Annotated in this window: 15 protein-coding genes and 1 tRNA gene; 6 read left to right on the forward strand and 10 right to left on the reverse strand. The window is 73.5% G+C overall.

Annotated elements, in window-relative coordinates:
• Positions 1-332: 332 nt before the first annotated feature.
• A tRNA-Pro gene (locus OEIGOIKO_RS05085) sits at positions 333-406 on the reverse strand.
• Between the two features lie 190 nt (positions 407-596).
• On the opposite strand from OEIGOIKO_RS05085, the gene OEIGOIKO_RS05090 reads away from it, so the two are divergent.
• Entirely contained in the window at positions 597-890 is a 294-nt protein-coding gene (locus OEIGOIKO_RS05090; RefSeq protein ID WP_170251557.1) for a YiaA/YiaB family inner membrane protein, read from the forward strand.
• Here the strand turns inward: OEIGOIKO_RS05090 and soxR are convergent.
• Positions 871-1368, reverse strand: coding sequence for a redox-sensitive transcriptional activator SoxR (soxR, locus tag OEIGOIKO_RS05095; protein ID WP_125052250.1), 498 nt, complete (start codon positions 1366-1368; stop codon positions 871-873). The genes OEIGOIKO_RS05090 and soxR overlap by 20 nt on opposite strands.
• A gap of 55 nt (positions 1369-1423) precedes the next feature.
• Here soxR and OEIGOIKO_RS05100 point away from each other — a divergent pair, with 55 nt between their 5' ends.
• The 3 genes from OEIGOIKO_RS05100 (at position 1424) to OEIGOIKO_RS05110 (ending at position 6614) form a co-directional block, all read left to right on the forward strand.
• Complete coding sequence (locus OEIGOIKO_RS05100) at positions 1424-2173, forward strand: thiamine pyrophosphate-dependent enzyme (RefSeq protein ID WP_125052252.1); 750 nt, start codon at positions 1424-1426, stop codon at positions 2171-2173.
• A 124-nt stretch (positions 2174-2297) separates the two neighbouring features.
• On the forward strand, positions 2298-3200 hold the full coding sequence (locus OEIGOIKO_RS05105) for a transketolase family protein (protein ID WP_125052254.1): 903 nt from the start codon (positions 2298-2300) through the stop codon (positions 3198-3200).
• 168 nt (positions 3201-3368) lie between these two features.
• Positions 3369-6614 carry an amidohydrolase family protein gene (locus tag OEIGOIKO_RS05110; protein ID WP_125052256.1) on the forward strand — a complete coding sequence of 1082 codons (3246 nt, stop codon included), beginning with the start codon at positions 3369-3371 and terminating at the stop codon, positions 6612-6614.
• A 28-nt stretch (positions 6615-6642) separates the two neighbouring features.
• On the opposite strand, the gene OEIGOIKO_RS05115 is transcribed toward OEIGOIKO_RS05110, so the two are convergent.
• Positions 6643-7848: a Gfo/Idh/MocA family protein gene (locus tag OEIGOIKO_RS05115; protein WP_125052258.1), complete on the reverse strand. Its 1206-nt coding sequence runs from the start codon at positions 7846-7848 to the stop codon at positions 6643-6645.
• Between the two features lie 399 nt (positions 7849-8247).
• Here OEIGOIKO_RS05115 and OEIGOIKO_RS05120 point away from each other — a divergent pair, with 399 nt between their 5' ends.
• A complete protein-coding gene (locus OEIGOIKO_RS05120; protein ID WP_125052260.1) occupies positions 8248-9534 on the forward strand; it encodes an acyl-CoA dehydrogenase family protein in 1287 nt (428 codons plus the stop codon).
• Positions 9535-9675: 141 nt separating this feature from the next.
• Here OEIGOIKO_RS05120 and OEIGOIKO_RS05125 read toward each other — a convergent pair whose 3' ends face one another.
• The 5 genes from OEIGOIKO_RS05125 to OEIGOIKO_RS05145 are packed head-to-tail and all read right to left on the reverse strand — an operon-like array spanning position 9676 to position 13758.
• Entirely contained in the window at positions 9676-10284 is a 609-nt protein-coding gene (locus OEIGOIKO_RS05125) for a GAF domain-containing protein (RefSeq protein ID WP_174857124.1), read from the reverse strand.
• Complete coding sequence (locus OEIGOIKO_RS05130) at positions 10281-10937, reverse strand: GTP-binding protein (RefSeq protein WP_125052262.1); 657 nt, start codon at positions 10935-10937, stop codon at positions 10281-10283. The genes OEIGOIKO_RS05125 and OEIGOIKO_RS05130 overlap by 4 nt, the downstream gene beginning before the upstream one ends.
• On the reverse strand, positions 10915-11325 hold the full coding sequence (locus tag OEIGOIKO_RS05135; RefSeq protein WP_125052264.1) for a DUF742 domain-containing protein: 411 nt from the start codon (positions 11323-11325) through the stop codon (positions 10915-10917). The genes OEIGOIKO_RS05130 and OEIGOIKO_RS05135 overlap by 23 nt, the downstream gene beginning before the upstream one ends.
• Positions 11326-11327: 2 nt before the next feature.
• Positions 11328-11777, reverse strand: a complete 450-nt coding sequence (locus OEIGOIKO_RS05140; protein WP_125052266.1) for a roadblock/LC7 domain-containing protein — start codon at positions 11775-11777, stop codon at positions 11328-11330.
• Positions 11767-13758 (reverse strand): sensor histidine kinase, encoded by a 1992-nt coding sequence (locus OEIGOIKO_RS05145; RefSeq protein WP_246177209.1) that lies wholly within the window; start codon positions 13756-13758, stop codon positions 11767-11769. The genes OEIGOIKO_RS05140 and OEIGOIKO_RS05145 overlap by 11 nt, the downstream gene beginning before the upstream one ends.
• 394 nt (positions 13759-14152) lie before the next feature.
• Between OEIGOIKO_RS05145 and OEIGOIKO_RS05150 the strand changes: the two genes are divergently transcribed.
• Positions 14153-14476: a nitroreductase/quinone reductase family protein gene (locus OEIGOIKO_RS05150; protein WP_125052268.1), complete on the forward strand. Its 324-nt coding sequence runs from the start codon at positions 14153-14155 to the stop codon at positions 14474-14476.
• Between the two features lie 6 nt (positions 14477-14482).
• On the opposite strand, the gene OEIGOIKO_RS05155 is transcribed toward OEIGOIKO_RS05150, so the two are convergent.
• Positions 14483-15700, reverse strand: a complete 1218-nt coding sequence (locus OEIGOIKO_RS05155) for a trypsin-like serine protease (RefSeq protein WP_281288332.1) — start codon at positions 15698-15700, stop codon at positions 14483-14485.
• Positions 15701-15746: 46 nt separating this feature from the next.
• Positions 15747-17180, reverse strand: a complete 1434-nt coding sequence (locus OEIGOIKO_RS05160) for an endonuclease/exonuclease/phosphatase family protein (RefSeq protein WP_125052270.1) — start codon at positions 17178-17180, stop codon at positions 15747-15749.
• Positions 17181-17344 lie beyond the last annotated feature (164 nt).

Genomic DNA, 17344 nt, shown 5'->3' on the forward strand with positions numbered 1-17344 from the left:
ATCTGGCACGGTCACTCCGGGAGGTGAGTGGGGTGATCGGGCGGGGCGGCGCGGGCTGCGGGGCGGGCCGGTGTGCCGCCGGCGGTGCGGGACGGCTCCGCTGTCCGTGGGTGCCGACCCCGCGCCGAGGCAAAAGTAGTGGGGGGCCGGTCCGAAGGCCAGGTGGCGGCGGTTGTCCAGCTTGGACGGACGGCAGCGGCGGCGCGCCGGAGCACCGTCCGCCCGGCGGCCCGGCAGCTCAGCGATCCGGCAATCCGGAACATTGGGGCGTAAAAACACGGAAAACAGCCCCCGGCCTGAGATTTCCCTCAGACCGGGAGCTGTTTCACCCGTCGGGACGACAGGATTTGAACCTGCGACCCCTTGACCCCCAGTCAAGTGCGCTACCAAGCTGCGCCACGTCCCGATGCCCGTCCGGCCAGGTGTTTCTCCCGGCTGGCCGTGCAAGAGAACAATACCGCATGTCAGGGGGTGTCCGCCGCCAGGTTCCGGCACGGCGGGCCAGGCCGGCCGCGCCGGACCGGCCGCCGTGGTGCCGGGGGCGCATGAGTACGCGTACTCATGCGCCCCCGGCACCACGGCGGGACGCTACGCGCATGACCACTCCATCGATACAGCGACCGACGACCACCGCCTTCTTCGTGCAGTCCGCGATCTCGTTCGGGCTCTCCCTGGTCGCCCTGATGGCCGGGATCGCCAAGCTGCCCGTGGGCGCCTGGGAGCGCGGCTTCCTCGGGCTCGGCCTGGTCTTCGTGGTCTCGTCGGCGTTCACACTGGCCAAGTGCGTACGGGACCGGCAGGAGGTCGAGGAGGTCACCAACCGGGTGGACAAGGCGAGGATCGACAAGCTCCTGATCGAGCAGGACGTCTTCAAGCCGGGTCAGGTCTGACGCCCGGCCGCTCGACACCGACCGTTTCGGGGCGGTCGCCCAGCAGGTAGCGGGCGCCCGCCCCGCTCACGGCCGCCGCGTCGCCCGGGTTGTACAGGCCGCACTTGCGCAGGCTCAGGCAGCCGCAGCCGATGCAGCTGGACAACTGGCCGCGCAGCTTCTGGAGTTCGGCGATCTGCTGGTCGATGCGGCGGGTCCAGGTGCGGGCCACCTTGTTCCACTCGGTGGCGTTGGGCGCACGGTCCCGCGGCAGCCTGGCCAGCGCCGCGCTGGTCTCCTCCAGGGACAGCCCGACCGCCTGGGCCGCCCGGATGAAGGCGATGCGGCGCAGGGTGGCGCGGGTGAAGCGGCGCTGTCCGCCGCCGGTGCGTTCGGAGTGGATCAGGCCCAGTTGCTCGTAGTAGCGCAGGGCGGAGGCGGCCAGTCCGCTGCGCCCGGCGAGCTCGCCGATCGGGAGCCGGTCGTGGGGTGAGGTCATACCCGTCAGGTTAGCGGTTGACTTCAAGTGGACTTGAAGTTGCAGGATCTCTTCCATGACGCACACGACCCTGGACGGGACCGCCGCGCACGACACCGGATTCGGCGAACTCCCGCACCTGATGAGCCTGATGACCGGCGACGAGAAGCACGGACCGGCCGCCACCTCCACCCTCGACGCCCTGTGGGTGCTCTACGACCGGGTGCTGCGGGTCTCCCCCGCCACCGCCCAGGACCCGGCCCGGGACCGCTTCCTCCTCTCCAAGGGCCACGGCCCGATGGCCTACTACGCGGTGCTGGCCGCCAAGGGCTTCTTCCCCACCGCGTTGCTGCCGGGCTTCGGCTCGTACGACTCGCCGCTCGGCCACCACCCGGACCGGGTGCTGGTGCCGGGCGCGGAGATCGGCAGCGGTTCGCTGGGGCACGGGCTGCCGCTGGCCGTGGGCACGGCGCTGGGGCTGCGGGCCCGGGGTCTCACCGACCCGGCGGTGTGGGTCCTGATCGGCGACGCCGAGCTGGACGAGGGCAGCAACCACGAGGCCATCGCGTACGCGGGCGCCGCCGGCCTGTCCCGGCTGCACACGCTGGTCGTCGACAACACCTCGGCGAGCCACGGCTGGCGCGGCGGGATCGCCTCGCGTTTCGAGGCCGCCGGGTGGTCGGCGGTGACCGTGGACGGGCGTGACCACGAAGCCCTGTACGCGGCGTTCACCGCACCGCATCCGGACCGGCCGCACGCGGTCGTGGCCCGGGTGGAGGCCAAGGAGTACTCGGGCGAGCCCAAGCCGAAGGCCGCGGCGGCCTGAGGCGCGCGGCCCGGTCCGTACGCACCGCCACGACCGTAGCCGTCACCACAGCCATGACCGCAGCCGCAGCCCTGCCCGTATCCGCACGTCCCGCACCGCACCGACTTCGAGAAGGATCACTCTGATGGACACCATGCGCGAACGTTTCGCCTCGGTCACCACCCAGCTGCTGGACGAGGACCCGCGGCTGGCGGTCGTCCTCGCCGACATCGGCGTCGACGGCTTCCGCTCCGCCCAGGAACGCCACCCCGGGAGGGTGGTGAACGTCGGCATCAGAGAGCAGCTGCTCGTCGGGGTCGGCGGCGGGCTCGCCCTGGCCGGGATGCGGCCCGTCGTGCACACCTTCGCCAGCTTCCTGGTGGAGCGCCCCTTCGAGCAGGTGAAGCTGGACTTCGGGCACCAGGACGTGGGCGGGGTCCTGGTCAGCGCCGGGGGTTCGTACGACTGGCCGGCCGGCGGTTTCACCCACATGGCTCCGGGCGACGTCGCCCTGCTCGACAGCCTGGACGGCTGGACCGTGCACGTCCCCGGCCACCCGGACGAGGCCGACACGCTGCTGCGGCGGGCCGCCGCGGCCGGTGACGACAAGGTCTACGTACGGCTGTCCGTACAGACCAACGGGACGCCGCGGCCGGTCGACGGGGCGCGCTTCCTGACGGTGCGCGAAGGGACCGGCGGTGTCGTGCTGGCGGTCGGGCCGATGCTGGACAACGTGCTGGCGGCGACCGAGGGCCTGGACGTGACCGTGCTGTACGCAACGACCGTCCGGCCCTTCGACGACGCGGCGCTGCGGGCCGCGGTGGCCGGGGCGACGGCGGCGGACGTGGTGATCGTCGAGCCGTACCACGAGGGCACCTCGACCCGGCACGCGAACGACGCGCTGGAGCACGTGCCGCACCGCGTCCTCGGTCTCGGCGTCGGCCGCCGGGAGCTGCGCCGCTACGGACAGCTCGACGAGCACCTGGCGGGCCAGGGACTGGACGCGCGGTCGCTGCGCGAGCGGATCACCGGCTTCCTCGCCCGGTGACGCCGGTCGGCCGGCGGCCCGCGCCGGCCACGGATCTCCGCCCCCGCCACCCCGCGACTCGCCAAGGCGCGCGCCGCGGGGTGTTGACCTCTGACCATCGGTGCGTGACACGATCGGTCGGCTCGCCCCAGGCCACCGACCACGTAACCCCCCATGGCTGGAGGACCGTTGGACACCACGGACAGATCCGAGGACGCTTCCCGGGCCGCGCGCCTTCCGCGGCCCCTCTCCCGGCGCACCTTCCTGCAAGGCACGGCCTCCGCCGCGGCGGTCACCGGCCTGGCCGGGCTGCCGGGACAGCTCGTCCCCACCGCTCACGCCGCCGAAGCCACCCGTCTGCCGACCCTTTCGTTCACCGCCGCCACGAACGGCGCCGCCACCCTCTCCCCCGCCGGTGACCGGCTGATCGCCGAAGTCCAGAACGTCCTGTGGTCCGTGCCGCGCGAGGGCGGCGAGGCGCGCGCGCTCACCCCGCCGGATCTGGAACCCACCCGGCCGGTCTTCTCCCCCGACGGCAGCCGCCTGGCCGTCTGCGCCTACCGCGGTGGCGGCTTCCACCTGTGGACGCTGCGCCCCGACGGCTCGGACCTGCGGCAGCTCACCGACGGCCCGTGGGACGACCGAGGACCCGCCTGGTCGCCGGACGGCACCCGGATCGCCTTCGCCTCCGAGCGGGACGGCGATCCGGTGGCGGGCAGCCCGTACCGGATCTGGGTCCTGGACGTACGGACGCGGAAACTGACCCGGGTGACCGGGCTGGCCGGACAGCAGGGGCCCCATCAGGGCGGCGCGTGGGAGGACTTCGACCCCACCTGGTCACCGGACGGCGAACGGCTGTGGTTCGTGCGCGGCGCGGTGTCCGGCACCTCCCTGGACAGCCGGACCGTCGCGTCCGTACCGGCCGACGGCAGCGGTCCGGTCGTCACCGAGCACACGGCAGCCGCCGGCACCCAGGCCATGGTCCCGGCCCTGGCACCCGCCGCGAAGGGCGGCGCGCCCCGGCTCGCCTACCTGCGCATCACCGAGCGCCCCGGCGCCACCTGCGCCCTCGTCGTGGACGGCGCGGAGGTGGCGGTGGACGGTGACGTGGAACCCGTACCGCCGCGCTGGATCTCGCGCGAGGAGCTGCTGCTCACCGTGGGCGGGCAGTTCACGGTGCTGCGGCCCGCCGCGCCGGACGATGCGGAAACCATCACCTTCACTGCCGGCCTGCCGGTCCGGCGGCCGCGTTACGAGATCAAGGACTACGGTTTCGAGCGCACCGGCGTCCGGCCGGTGCGCGGCGTCCACCTGCCCGCGCTCTCCCCCGACGGACGCCAGGTGGCCTTCGCCGCCCTCGACTCGCTGTGGCTGGTGTCCGCTTCGGGCGGCCGCCCGCGGCGGCTCGTCCGGGCGGGCGCCACCCGGTACGTCCTGGGGCCGAGCTGGGCCCGTGACGGACGCTCCCTGGTGTACGCGGACGACCGCGACGGGCTGTTCGCGGTCCGCCGGCACGACCTGGCGACCGGCGAGGAGACGGTGCTGGCCGGCGGGGGCCGGGTGCAGCCCGCGCTGTCCCCGGACGGCGGGCGGCTCGCCGCAATCGACATGTCCGGGAATGTCGTCGTACGGAATCTGGCCGACGGCAAGGAGACAGCGACCGCCCCGCTGGGCGGCGGCGGTGTGCCCGGCCGCCCCAGCTGGTCCCCGGACGGCCGCTACGTGGCCTTCTGCGACCGCAACCGCCTCAACCGGCGCTTCCGCGAGGGCTACAACCTCATCCGGGTCGTCGACACCCGCACCGGCGAGGTCCGGCTGCACGCCCCGGACCCGGGGCACACCGTGCGCTCGATCGCCGACCGCTACGACTCGGGCCCCGTCTGGTCCCCGGACGGCCGGTGGATGGCGCTGATCGCCGAATCCGCGCTGTGGGTGCTGCCCGTACGCCCGGACGGCACCCCCGACGGCGCGCCGCGCCGGCTGACCGACGAGAGCGCCGACCACCCGTCCTGGTCCGGCGACTCCCGCACCCTGCTGTACCTGTCGGCCGGCCGGCTGCGGCTGACCGGCCTGGACGGCGGCCCCGCGCGGACCGTCCGGGTGGCCCTGGACCACCGCGGTTCGCGCGCCCGGGACACGGTCGTGCACGCGGGCCGCTTCTGGGACGGCACCGGCGAAGAGGTGCGCGAGGACGTCGACGTGGTGGTGCGCGACGGCCGGATCACCGGCGTCGAGCCGCACGGCCGGGCCGCCGGCCGCCGGGCGGCGCGCCGCGTCGACGCCTCGGCGCGCACCGTGATCCCCGGCCTGTGGGACTCGCACACCCACCCCTGGCAGACCACGTACGGCGGCCGCCAGACCGCCCTCCAGCTCGCCTACGGCATCACCACCGCCGTCTCCTTCGGCGGCTTCTCCTACGAACAGGCCCGCGTCCGGGAGTCCGTCGCCGCCGGCACGCTCGCCGGACCGCGGCTGCTGGCCTGCGGCGAACTGCTGGACGGCAGCCGGGTCGCCTACAGCATGGGCCGCGCCCACGCCACGCGGGAGGGTTTGCGCCGGTCGCTGGAGCGGGGCGCCGCGCTCGACTGGGACTTCGTCAAGACGTACGTACGCGCCCCCGGCTGGATCATGGAGGAGGCCGCGCGCTTCGCGCACCAGCGCCTGGGGGTACGGTCCGGCAGCCATCTGCTGTCGCCCGGCGTGATGCTCGGCCAGGACCTGACGACCCATCTCCAGGCCACTCAGCGCCTGGAGTTCGGGCACGCCGTCACCGCCACCGGCCATGCCTACCAGGACGTGGAGGAGATCTACACCGGCACGGACTTCCACCTCATCGCCACCCCGTTCACCGCCTCCGTGCTGCTGGGTGAGGACCCCGGTCTCGCCGACGACGAGCGGGTCACGACCCTCATGCCGCCGTGGGACGCCGCGCTGGCCCGGGAGAACGCGGGCCGGCGGCCCACCCCGAAACAGCTGGGCGACCTCCGGACCGAGATCGGCGTCTACCGGCGGGTGCTGCGCGGCGGCGGCCTCGTCGCCCTGGGCACCGACCAGCCGCTGACACCGGTCGGCCTGCATCTGCACCTGGCGCTGCGCGCCCTGCACCGCTACGGGCTCACCGCCGCGCAGGCCCTGCGCACCGCCACCGCCCTGCCCGCCCGCGTCTTCGGCGCCGACCGGGACCTCGGCACGCTGGAGGAAGGCAAGCTGGCCGACCTGGTGATCGTGGACGGCGACCCGTTCACCGACTTCGACACGCTGGTGCGCACGGCGGCGGTGCTGCGGGGCGGGCGGCTGTACGAGCAGGAGGACCTGGTGGCGTCCTTCCCCGCGCCGGACAGCCGCGCGGTCAGGGCGGCCGGGGCGGGCGCGGTGGACTGGCTGGAGGTCGGGCGGCAGCATCGGCGCGACTCCTGCTGCGGGGCGGCCGACTGAGGCCGGCCCGCCGCCCTCCCGCGCGTCCTCAGCCCTTCCCCTCCTTGGGCTGGCCGCGCTCGAAGTAGTCCACCAGTTCCGGGTCCAGGGGCGGCACCTCGTGCGGGGTGCCGCCGTCGCGGAGCGAGGCGGTGGCCCGGTCGCCGGCCGCCACCGCCATCCGGGCGGCGACCGGTGAGGTGTCGGTCGGCCCGCCGTGCCGGACGAATCGCAGGAACTCGTCCACCAGCAGCGGGTCGGCGCCGCCGTGCCCCGCCTCGTCGTCCGCCTCACTGGCCGGAAGTTCGTACACGGCGTCGGCGTCGGTGCGGTAGCCGGACTGGCGGGAGTTCCACACCCGTACCGAACCGCCCGGCCCGTCGCCGAAGTTCTCCAGGCGGCCCGCGTCACCGATGACGGTGTAGTTCCGCCAGTAGTCAGGACTGAAATGACACTGCTGGTAGGCGGCCAGCACCCCGTTGTCCAGGCGCATGTTGACCAGGGAGACGTCCTCGACGTCGATCCGCGGGTTCAGGCCGCGCTGGCTGCCGGGCGGCCAGTGCGCGTCGTGCGCCAGCCAGTCCTCCGGCCGGGGCTCCCCCGGCGCCCGCCGCATGCCGGGATCGCCGTAGACCGTCAGGTCGCCCAGCGCCTGCACCTGCCGCGTGTAGCCGTTCGCGAGCCAGTGCAGCGCGTCCAGGTCGTGCGCGCCCTTCTGGAGCAGCAGCCCGTTGGTGTGCCGGCGCTCGGCGTGCCAGTCCTTGAAGTAGTAGTCGCCGCCGTGCCCGACGAAGTGCCGTACCCATACGGTCCGGACGCGACCGATGTCGCCGCGCGTGATCAGTTCGCGCATCAGGCGGATGACGGGCATGTGGCGCATGTTGTGGCCGACGTACAGGCGCGTACCGGTCTCGTGGGCGGTGCGCAGGATCGCGTCGCAGTCCTCGATGGAGATGGCGAGAGGCTTCTCCACGAAGACGGGGCGGCCGGCGTGCAGCGCCTGGCACGCCAGGTCCGCGTGGGTGTGGTCGGGGGTGAGGAGCAGGAGCGCGTCGAGGCCGGGGTGGTGCAGCAGCGCCCGGTGGTCGGCGAAGGTCTCGGCGCCGGGGAAGCGCCGGCCGGCATACGCCAGCGCGTCCGGGTCGGGGTCGGCCACGGCGGTGACCCGGGCGCCGTATCCCGGCCGGTGGGCGGTGCGCGCGAGATCACCGCGCAGCCCGAAGCCGATGACGCCCAGGCGCAGATCGTCGGTCATGAGGTGCCTCCAGAGGCTGCCGGACTCCATGGTCGGCGGGGTGCCGGACCAAGGAACGAGGGGCGGCGGGGGCCGGGGGCCAGCGGTCTCGCGCCTCCCTTCGCCACCCCACGAGAACACCCACGGGAACACCGCCGGACGTGCTGCACGCACCGTAGACCACAGGGGTGGTGAACGGGTTTCGCGCGCTCCCATTGCTCGCATAAATGCACGGTGTTGATGTTTTGTGCGCCGTGCAGCAGGTATGCCAACGGGTATTGCACGAGGTGACCGCCCCATGACGGTCCGGAACGGCATGGCCGGGGGTCAGGGCGACCGGCGGCGCACTTTCCGGGTGCGCCGCCCGGCAGGCAGGCGGAGAGAGCACAGCGCGGGGGCGTACGACGGAGGAGGCTCGTCTTGCATCGCTACTTCACCGACCAGCGGCATGAAGCGCTCCGGCACCGGGTCAGGGATTTCGCCGAGAGCGAGGTCCGGCCCCGGATAGCCGGGATGGAGGCGTCCCGTACCGTCTGCCACGATCTGTCGCGCCGGATCGCCCGCCAGGGGTGGATCGGCGCGACCGTCCCCCGGGCCTACGGCGGCATGGGCGCCGGGCACCTGGCCAAGACCTTGATCATCGAAGAACTGTCCCGGGTGAGCGGCGCCATGGGCGCCATGGTGCAGGCGTCCCAGCTCGGCGCCGCGAAGATCATCCACTTCGGCAGCGAGGAGCAGAAGAAGACCTGGCTGCCGGCCGTCGCCGCGGGCGAGTGCCTGCCGACCATCGCCGTCACCGAGCCGCAGTCGGGCGGCCATGTGCTCGGCATGACCAGCCGGGCGGTCCGCGACGGCGACGACTACGTCCTCGACGGCCGCAAGATCTACGTCGGCAACAGCCATGTCGGCGACCTGCACGGCGTCGTCGTACGGACCGGTGAGGGCTCCGGGGGCCTGTCGGCGTTCCTGGTGGAGGCGGACCGGCCGGGCCTGCGGGTCGGCGCGCAGCAGCAGGCCATGGGGCTGCACGGCTTCAGCTTCGGCGAGCTGTTCTTCGACAACTGCCGGGTGCCGGCGGCGAATCTGCTCGGCAGCGAGGGCGACGGGCTGGCCGTCGCCTACTCCTCCAGCGTGCTGTACGGGCGGCCGAACCTGACCGCGGTGTCGCTCGGCATCCACCAGGCGGTGCTGGACGAGACCGCGCGCTTCTGCGCGGAGCGGGAACGCTACGGCAAGCCGCTGGCGAACCTCACCAACATCAAGATCAAGCTGGGCCGTGTCCAGTCCCGGCTGCTGACCGCCCGGCTGGCCGCCTACCACGCCGTCCACCTGCTCGACCAGGGCCTGCCCTGCGACGCCGAGCTGATGAACGCCAAGCTGGTCAACGTGGAGACCGCCCTGGAGTCGGCGCGCGACGCGATGGACATCCACGCCGCCTGCGGGCTGTTCACGGACCGCCCGGTGGAACGTTTCCTGCGCGACGCCCACCACATCTCCGCCCCGGCCGGGACCGCCGACGTCCAGCTGCTGCGCTTGGGTGAGCTGGCCCTCGGCACGGCCAAGGGCGACTGGTCCAGCCGGCTGGCGAGCCTGGTCCGCCGGGAACCGTCGGACCCCGCGGAGGACGACCGGGCCGCCGAACCCGCGGTCGCCGGGCGCCGCATCTCTCTCCTGCGGGAGCGGGCAGCGTTGCAGCCGACCGGATAGGGGCCGGGGCGGCGCGGATCTTCTTCCCGGGAGCCGCGCCCTCCCGGCCCGGGGCCCCTGCCGTACACGTCGGAACAGCGCAGCCCGAGCCCGGTGCCCGAGCCAGGTGCTCCTACCGCCCGCCCGGAGCCCGGGCCGCCGTCAGCCCTCCTCGCCGCGCCCCTGCTCCATGCGGTGGATCTGCTCGACGAGTTCGGCCGCCATCGCCTTGATGGTCTCCAGCCCCTCGCGCCCCCACGGGCGGCGCTCCAGGTCCACCACGCAGACGGTGCCCAGCGCCATCCCCGTACGGTCGATGAGCGGTGCGCCCAGGTACGAGCGGATGCCGATCTCGTCCACGACCGGGTTGCCCGCGAAGCGCGGGTAGTCGCACACGTCCTCCAGGACGAGGGCCTTGCGGCGGACGATGACGTGCGGGCAGTAGCCGTGGTCGCGGGCCATCACCCGGCCGGGCTGGGCGCTCGGCGGCGCGGGGCCCAGTTCGACGGGCGCCTGCTCGCTGTCGGGCGTGTACAGACCGGCGAAGTACTGCCGGTGCTCGTCGATGAAGTTGACCATGGCGTAGGGCGCCCGGGTCGTACGGGCCAGCTTGCGCGCGAACGCGTCGAAGGCGGGCAGCGGCGCGTCGCCGATGCCCAGCGCACGCAGCCGGGCGACGCGGGCCGGCGCCTCGTGGTCCTCCGGGGTGAGCAGCAGATGACGCGTGGGGTCGTAGGAGGCGTACGACACGCGCGGGACGGGACGGGTCACGGGAGCTCCGGGGTGGCGGCGGTGGCGGGGGTCAGCAGGTGCTGGACGAGCGAGACCAGGACCTGGGTGGACGAGCTGCACTGGCGGGCGTCGCAGAGCACGACCGGGGTGGCGGAGGCGAGGTCCATGGCGGAGCGCACCTCGTCCGGGTTGTAGTGGTACGCGCCGTCGAACTCGTTGACCGCGACGACGAACGCGATGCCGCGCCGCTCGAAGAAGTCGACGGCGGCGAAGCACTGGTCCAGGCGGCGGGTGTCGGCGAGCACGACGGCGCCGAGGACCCCGTTGGACAGCTCGTCCCACATGAACCAGAAGCGTTCCTGCCCCGGCGTGCCGAAGAGGTAGAGGATGTGCTCGCGGCTGAGGGTGATCCGGCCGAAGTCCATGGCGACGGTGGTGGTGTTCTTGTCCTCGACACCCGCCAGGTCGTCGGTGCCCACGCTGATCTGGGTGAGCAGCTCCTCCGTGCTGAGCGGCTCGATCTCGCTGACCGCGCCGACGAAGGTCGTCTTGCCGACGCCGAAGCCGCCGGCCACCAGGATCTTCAGCGCCAGCGGGAACGGGTCGGCGGCGGGCGCCGCGGGGGACGAGCCCGCGGCGGCCGGCAGCCGGGCGTCGGCGGACAAGGCGTCAGAGCCGTTTGCGAAGTCCATGCAGCACCGCCTCCAGCAGGGCTCGGTCGGTACGGTTCGGGGGGCCTGCCCCGCAGGCGGACACCGGCACCGGCGCGCGGGCCGCCAGTGCCCCGCAGTCGACCAGATCGGCCAGCAGGACCTTGGTGACCACGGCGGGCAGGCGTATGTGCGCGGCGATCTCGGCGACCGACACCGGCCCGCCGCAGAGCCCCAGTACCTGGGTGTAGTCCGGGCCCTGGCAGGTGACGGGCCGCTTGCCGGTGGCCATCACCATGGTCAGCAGGTCGAAGTGCGCGGTCGGCCGGGTACGGCCGTTGCTGACCGTGTACGGACGGACCAGGCGGCCGGCCTCGTCGTCCAGCCACGGGATCTCCCGGCCCGCTCTGCGGCGGCGCCGTACGCCCATGGTCAGCGACCACCCGCCGGGGCCTGCTGCCGCACCGGCGTCGCCAGGTAGGGCCGTACGCTCTTGACCAGCATCCCCATCTCGTAGCCGAGGACGGCCACATCGGCCTCCCGGCCGGCCAGCACGGCGAGGCAGGCGCCCGCCCCGGCCGTGGAGACGAACAGGAACGTGGACTCCAGCTCGACCACGACCTGGAGCACGTCGTCGCCGTTGCCGAAGCGCACCCCGGCACTGCGGGCCAGTGAGTACAAACCGGAGGAGAGGGCGGCCAGGTGGTCGGCGCTGTCCGGGTCGAAGCCGTGGGCCGCCTTGACCAGGCCGTCGGAGGACAGCAGAAGGGCGCTGGTCGCGTGCGGTACGCGGTTCACGAGTCCGGTCAGCAGCCAGGAAAGGTCGGTGTGCCGGCTTCCCTGCAGGTGCGCATGTGCCTGCGCGTGCACGTCACTCACCATGGTCGCGGTCGTCTCCTCGGCGGGGTTCGGGCCTGTCGTGGCCGGCGTCGGCGCCGGCCCGGTAACTGTCGTAACCGTCGTGGTCGGCGGGGCTGCCGTAACTCTCGTCGGCGAGGCTGACGCCGCGCTTGAACGCGGCCATCAGGCCGGGGTCGTGCTCGGGTTCGGGCCGGCCGTCGCGGCGGCCGGCCGACGGCAGGATCGGCTCGCCGCGCAGCTGCGGCACCAGGTGCTCCTGCTTGCGGCGGCGCGGCAGGCGGGGCCGGGTGCCGTCGTCCGCCGCGGTGGGCGGGGCGGGCGGCAGGAGCACCGGGCCGGGGCCGGCGGCGCCGGGCAGGCCGTCGCCCTCTTGGGGGGCGGGGGCCCGGTGGGCGCCGGCGGGTGGCGGGCCGACGGCGGGGGCGCGCGGGCCGGCGTGCGGCGCCTCGGGCGCGCTCGGCCACGCCCCTGCGCCGTACGCGACGTCCGGGTACGCGCCGGCCGCTGCCCCGGTGGCCGGCGCTCCGTGCGCGGCGTGTACGAGCTTGCGGCGCGGCCCGCGCGGCGAGGCCCCGGCCGGTCCGGAGTCGTCGTACGGGCTCCCGTACCCGGCATCGGTATCGGCATCGGTATCGGCGAGGGCGGGCGGCTCGGACACCGTCAGGGTGATCTCTCCGGAGTCCACGTACTGCCCCTCCTGCGGCTGCTCGGACACCGGCCCCAGCAGCCCCTTCGGCACGACGAGGACGGCCTGCACGCCGCCGTAGATGTTGCTCTGGAGCCGGACCACGATGCCGTGCCGCCGGGCGAGCGAGGACACCACGAAGAGCCCGATGCGCCCGTCGCTCAGCAGCTCGGCCACGTCGACGTGGTCGGGGTCGGCGAGCAGTCCGTTCATCCGGGTCTGCTCGGCCGTCGACATGCCCAGGCCCCGGTCCTCCACCTCGACGGCGAGACCGGCCGTGACCAGCTGGGCGCGCAGCAGGACATGGGTGTGCGGGGCGGAGTAGACGGAGGCGTTCTCGACGAGTTCGGCGAGCAGGTGGATGACGTCGGCGACGGCGTGGCCGCGCAGGGTGCCCTCGATGGGCGGCACCAGCTTGATGCGCGGGTACTGCTCGACCTCGGCGATGGAGGAGCGCAGCACCTCGGTCAGGGTGACCGGGCGGCTCCACTGGCGGCGGGAGATGGCGCCGCCGAGGACGGCGAGGTTCTCGGCGTGCCGGCGGATGCGGGTGGCCAGGTGGTCGACGTGGAAGAGTCCCTTGAGCAGGTCGGGGTCCTCGACCTGGTTCTCCAGTTCGTCCAGCAGCTCGATCTCGCGGTGCACCAGGGACTGCAGGCGCCGGGCGAGGTTGACGAACACCTCGACCTTCTGTTCGTTGCCGCTGGCATGGCTGCGGGCGACGGTCACCGCGTCCACGACGGCCGTCTCGGCCGCCCGGCCCACCGCGGCCACCTCGTGGGCGAGCAGATCGAGGCTGTCCCCAGGGGGCGGCGTGGCCGGCTCGCCCTCCCGCGGTTGGAGCCATTCCCCCTGGCGGACCCGGTCCAGCAGGTCGTCGAGGTCGTGCCGGCTGCGGGCGCACACCTCGCGCAGCCGGGCGTGGCGGGCGACGGCGGCGCGCGCCTCGTTGTTGGCCGCGGTGCCGGCGGCCGTCACGATGACGCAGACCAGGACGCAGGCGCCGAGGAGTACGGCCCACTCGCGGCCGTTCAGCCCGGTGCCGCCGACCCGTACGACGAACGCGGTGGCGGCCGAGCAGACGGCGGCGACGAGGAGGCAGGGCACGGCGGCGAGCCGTACCAGGCGGGTCCGTATGGCCGCATCGGCGGCCGTCTCCGGGAACGCGGCCCGGCCGTGCCGCCCGCCCTCCCGCTCCCGGCGCCGGGCGGCCGCCGGCGCGGGGTCCGCTCCCTGGGGGCCATGGGAGCCCAGGGACCCCGACGATCCAGGAGCCTCCTGGGTGGCGGGGGTCCCCTGGGGGAATGCGGCAGGCATCGGCGCCCTCCGGATCGGCCGTCGGCAGTTCACGGAGCACGCACGCTAGTTGTTGCGGGGGCGGGGTACCGACACACTTCGGCGTTTCGCCACCCCGCGCCACCTCCCCCCGAGGGGGAGACTCGTATACCAGTGCGCTTCTTTCCGAACTCGCGTTCTCACGAACGCAGTTGAGGGCACCAGGGGCGCTCGGCCGGACTGCGGACGCGACCGCCGGGGCCGTCCGCTCCACCTCCAGGAGAGGCTGCCCAGCTTCGCGGGTGTGGATGCGGCCCGGGGCGACAACCACACCACCGAAAAGCGGAAGGTTCGACTCCGTCGCTGGACGGCACCGGAGCTCCGCGGCTCGGTCCGGCTTGACCTTCACGCCGATGTCAAGGCCGAGGGTGTCACCATGGAAACCACGGACCGCGTGAACTCCGTCGACCAGCGCGTCACCGAGGGGTTCCGCGCCCGCCAGGGCCGCGCGGGCGGCGCCTTCGAAGGGCAGCCGCTGCTCCTGCTGACGGCCGCCGGGGCGAAAACCGGTCCGCCGCGCACCAGCCCGGCCGTCTGCCTGCCGGACGGCGAGGACCGGCTGGCCGTCTTTGCCTCCACCGGCGGAGCGTTCCGGTGCTGGGGCTCAGCTCCTCGACCGGCTCGCCGGTCTCCGCCGACAGCCCGCCCCGGCCCGTACGGCCGGTGTGACCGGCGCGGCAGTCCGGGCGGGCTGTCCTGAGCGTTCCTACGAGGCGGACGGGGCCGTACGCATCGCGTCCACCCGCTCGACGGTGAAGCGCTCCCAGCCGCCGGCGCGGTCGGAACGGGCGCGCAGCAGGCCGTAGTCGCCGTCGGTGGCGTTGACCTCGGTGCTGACGAACTTGTCGTTCGCCTTCGACTTCAGCGCGAAGGTGCCGTCGGGCTGCGGCACCAGCAGGAACTTCTCCCAGGAGCCGATGGTGGCGCCGCGGGTGCGCAGCATGCCGCTGTGGTCGCCCGCGTCCTTGATCTCGGCGCTGACGAACAGGTCGTTCGCCTCGGACCGCAGGCTCACCGTGCCGTCCGCGGTGTTGTCGGTCAGGGTGAACCGCTGCCAGGACCCGATCTTGTCGGCGCGGGCCCGCAGCTTGCCCTGCTGGTTGCCGGTGTCGTTGATCTCGGCGGTGACGTACTTGCCGTTCGCGACGGACTTCAGCACCAGCCTGCGGACGACGGTCCTGGCCCACTCGTTGACGTCGTCGACGCGGGTCGCTACGGCGCTGGTGCGGGTCTCGGCCTCGTCGGTGCCGAAGCACCCGCCCTGCCAGGACCGGCTGCTGACGGCGACGAGCTGGTACCGGCCGCCCTGCTCGCGGAAAACCGGGCTGCCGGTGTCGCCCTTGCAGAGGGCGGCGCCGTCCTTGCCGGTGATGCCTATCCGGCCGGCTTCGGCCGAGTCCACGGTGAAGGCGCCGCTGTGCAGCCGGTCGGGCACCCACTCGGTCCTGGTGCGGCCGTAGCCGGTGGCCCGCAGTTCCTCGCCCGCCGTGGGGGCCGAGGTACCGAGGGCGACCGGGGTGATGCCGGTGACCGGCTTGTCGAGCCTGGCGAGGGCCAGGTCGCGGTCGGCGCGCGGGACGAGTTCGACGATCTCCCGCACCTGGCCCGCCTGGGTGCTCAGATCGGTGCGGCCGATGGTGGCGGTGGCCTTACGGGTGGGCTTGCCCGCGGGGACCCCGGACGCCTGGGCGGGGTCGTCGGCGAAGCAGCCGGCCGCGGTGAGGATCCAGTGGGCGTCGACCAGGGCGCCGGAGCAGCTGCGCTCGCCGTCGCCGATGTCGAGCTTCGCGGTGAACGGGTAGGCCTGGTCCGCGGCGGGGTCGCCGGCGACGGCCTGGGCCGGGGCGGTGGTGAGCGCGCCGGCGGCGACCACGGCAGCGGTGACGGTGGCCAGCCACGCCGGGCGGGGAATTCTGCGGTGCACGGTTCGTCTCTCGATTCGTCGTCAGGTCGGTGTCGGTCTGCGTCGTTCAGGCTGCGGGCAGGGCGATGGTGCCGTACAGCGTGTGGTGGTCGGAGGGTTCGGCCTGCGGGGAGAGGGCGCAGGACGTGAAGGGGGCGTCCTTCGGGGCGAAGAGGTAGTCGATCTTCATGTCGCGGATGGTCGGCCGGCCGTCGCGCGGCGCACCGGAATTCCCGAGCTGGGCGCACTCCTGGTACCGCGCGTACACGGGCTCCAGCACATCGCGGGACTCGCCCTTGGCGGCGTCCGGCGGCACCACGTTGAAGTCCCCGCCGAACACGGTGCGGTAGCCCGGCTGGTCGACGATGCGCAGCAGTTCACCGGCCTGAGCGCGGCGGAAGCTGCCGTCCGCGTCGTCGTAGGCCGGGCCGCCCGCACTGAAGTGCGTGGTGCACAGCAGCAGCGCGCGGCTCGGCAGCGCGGCGCACAGGGCGGTACGCTGCTCCGTCTTGCCGCCCCGGATGTCGGTGTCCGGGGAGGTCAGGTCGTACCGCTGGAACCAGGAGCTCTCGTCCGGCACGGCGAGCCCGATGCCGTAGGCGCCACGGTCCACGTCTCCGGCGGCGGCGTTGTCGCACTGCTTCTGGGCCTTCAGAGCGCCCGCGTTGTAGTGGATGGGCGCGAAGAAGACGTTCCAGCCGCGGCCGGTCGCCTGCTCAAGCTTCTCCTCCACCGGTTCGGCGTGCTTCTCGCAGAACTCCTGCAGGAACACCGCGTCCGGCAGCGGGCCGTCGGCGGAGGGACGCAGCCGCGACGCGATCTCGGTCGCCAGCTTGTCGGCGCCCGTGTGCGCGTTGCCGCACCGGGTGTTGTTGTTGCCGCAGACGTTCCAGGTCATGACGTTGAGCCGGGCCGCGCGAGGAGCGGCCGGGGCCGGGGCCGGACTGTCCCGGTCCACCCGCTCGAAGGCGAAGCGCTCCCAGGCGCCGACCCGGTCGGAACGGGCGCGCAGCAGGTCCTGGTCGCCGCCGGTCCCGTTGACCTCGGTGCTGACGTACTTGCCGTTTGCCTGCGACCTCAGCGCAAACGTTCCGTCAGGCTGCGGCACCAGCTGGAACTTCTCCCACGCGCCGATCTTCGTCCCACGGTTGCGCAGCATCCCGCTGTGGCTTCCCGCGTCCTTGATCTCGGCGCTGACGAACAGCCCGGTCGCGTCGGAGCGCAGGCTCACGGTGCCGCCCTTGTCGCCGGTGTGCAGCGTGAACTGCTGCCAGGTCCCGGCCTGGTCGCCGTGGGCCCGCACCTTGCCCTGCTGATTCCCGCTGCCGCCGGCCTCGACGGTGACGTACCTGCCGTTCGCCTGCGACTTCAGCGCCCACCGCTGCCCCGCTGACCGGCCGGTGTCCGCGCCCCCGGCAGCCTGCGCCGCCGTGGCGGGCAGGGCTGCCGCGACGGCGAGCAGCCCGCACAGCGCGGCGAACGACGATATGAGCCGACGCACACGTTCTCCTTCTCATGGTTCGGTCTGCGTCGCATGGAGATTCGGACACAGAAAAGCGGATTCTACGTATACGTGGGCGCGTCCCGGCCAGCGGTGCCGGGGGGCTCGGCGGCGGAAGCGCCCGGTGTCGTGTCCACAGACAAGAGCCGGGCACCTGTAGGTGC

The sequence above is a fragment of the Streptomyces paromomycinus genome (genome assembly GCF_003865155.1).
Lineage (GTDB): Bacteria > Actinomycetota > Actinomycetes > Streptomycetales > Streptomycetaceae > Streptomyces > Streptomyces chrestomyceticus.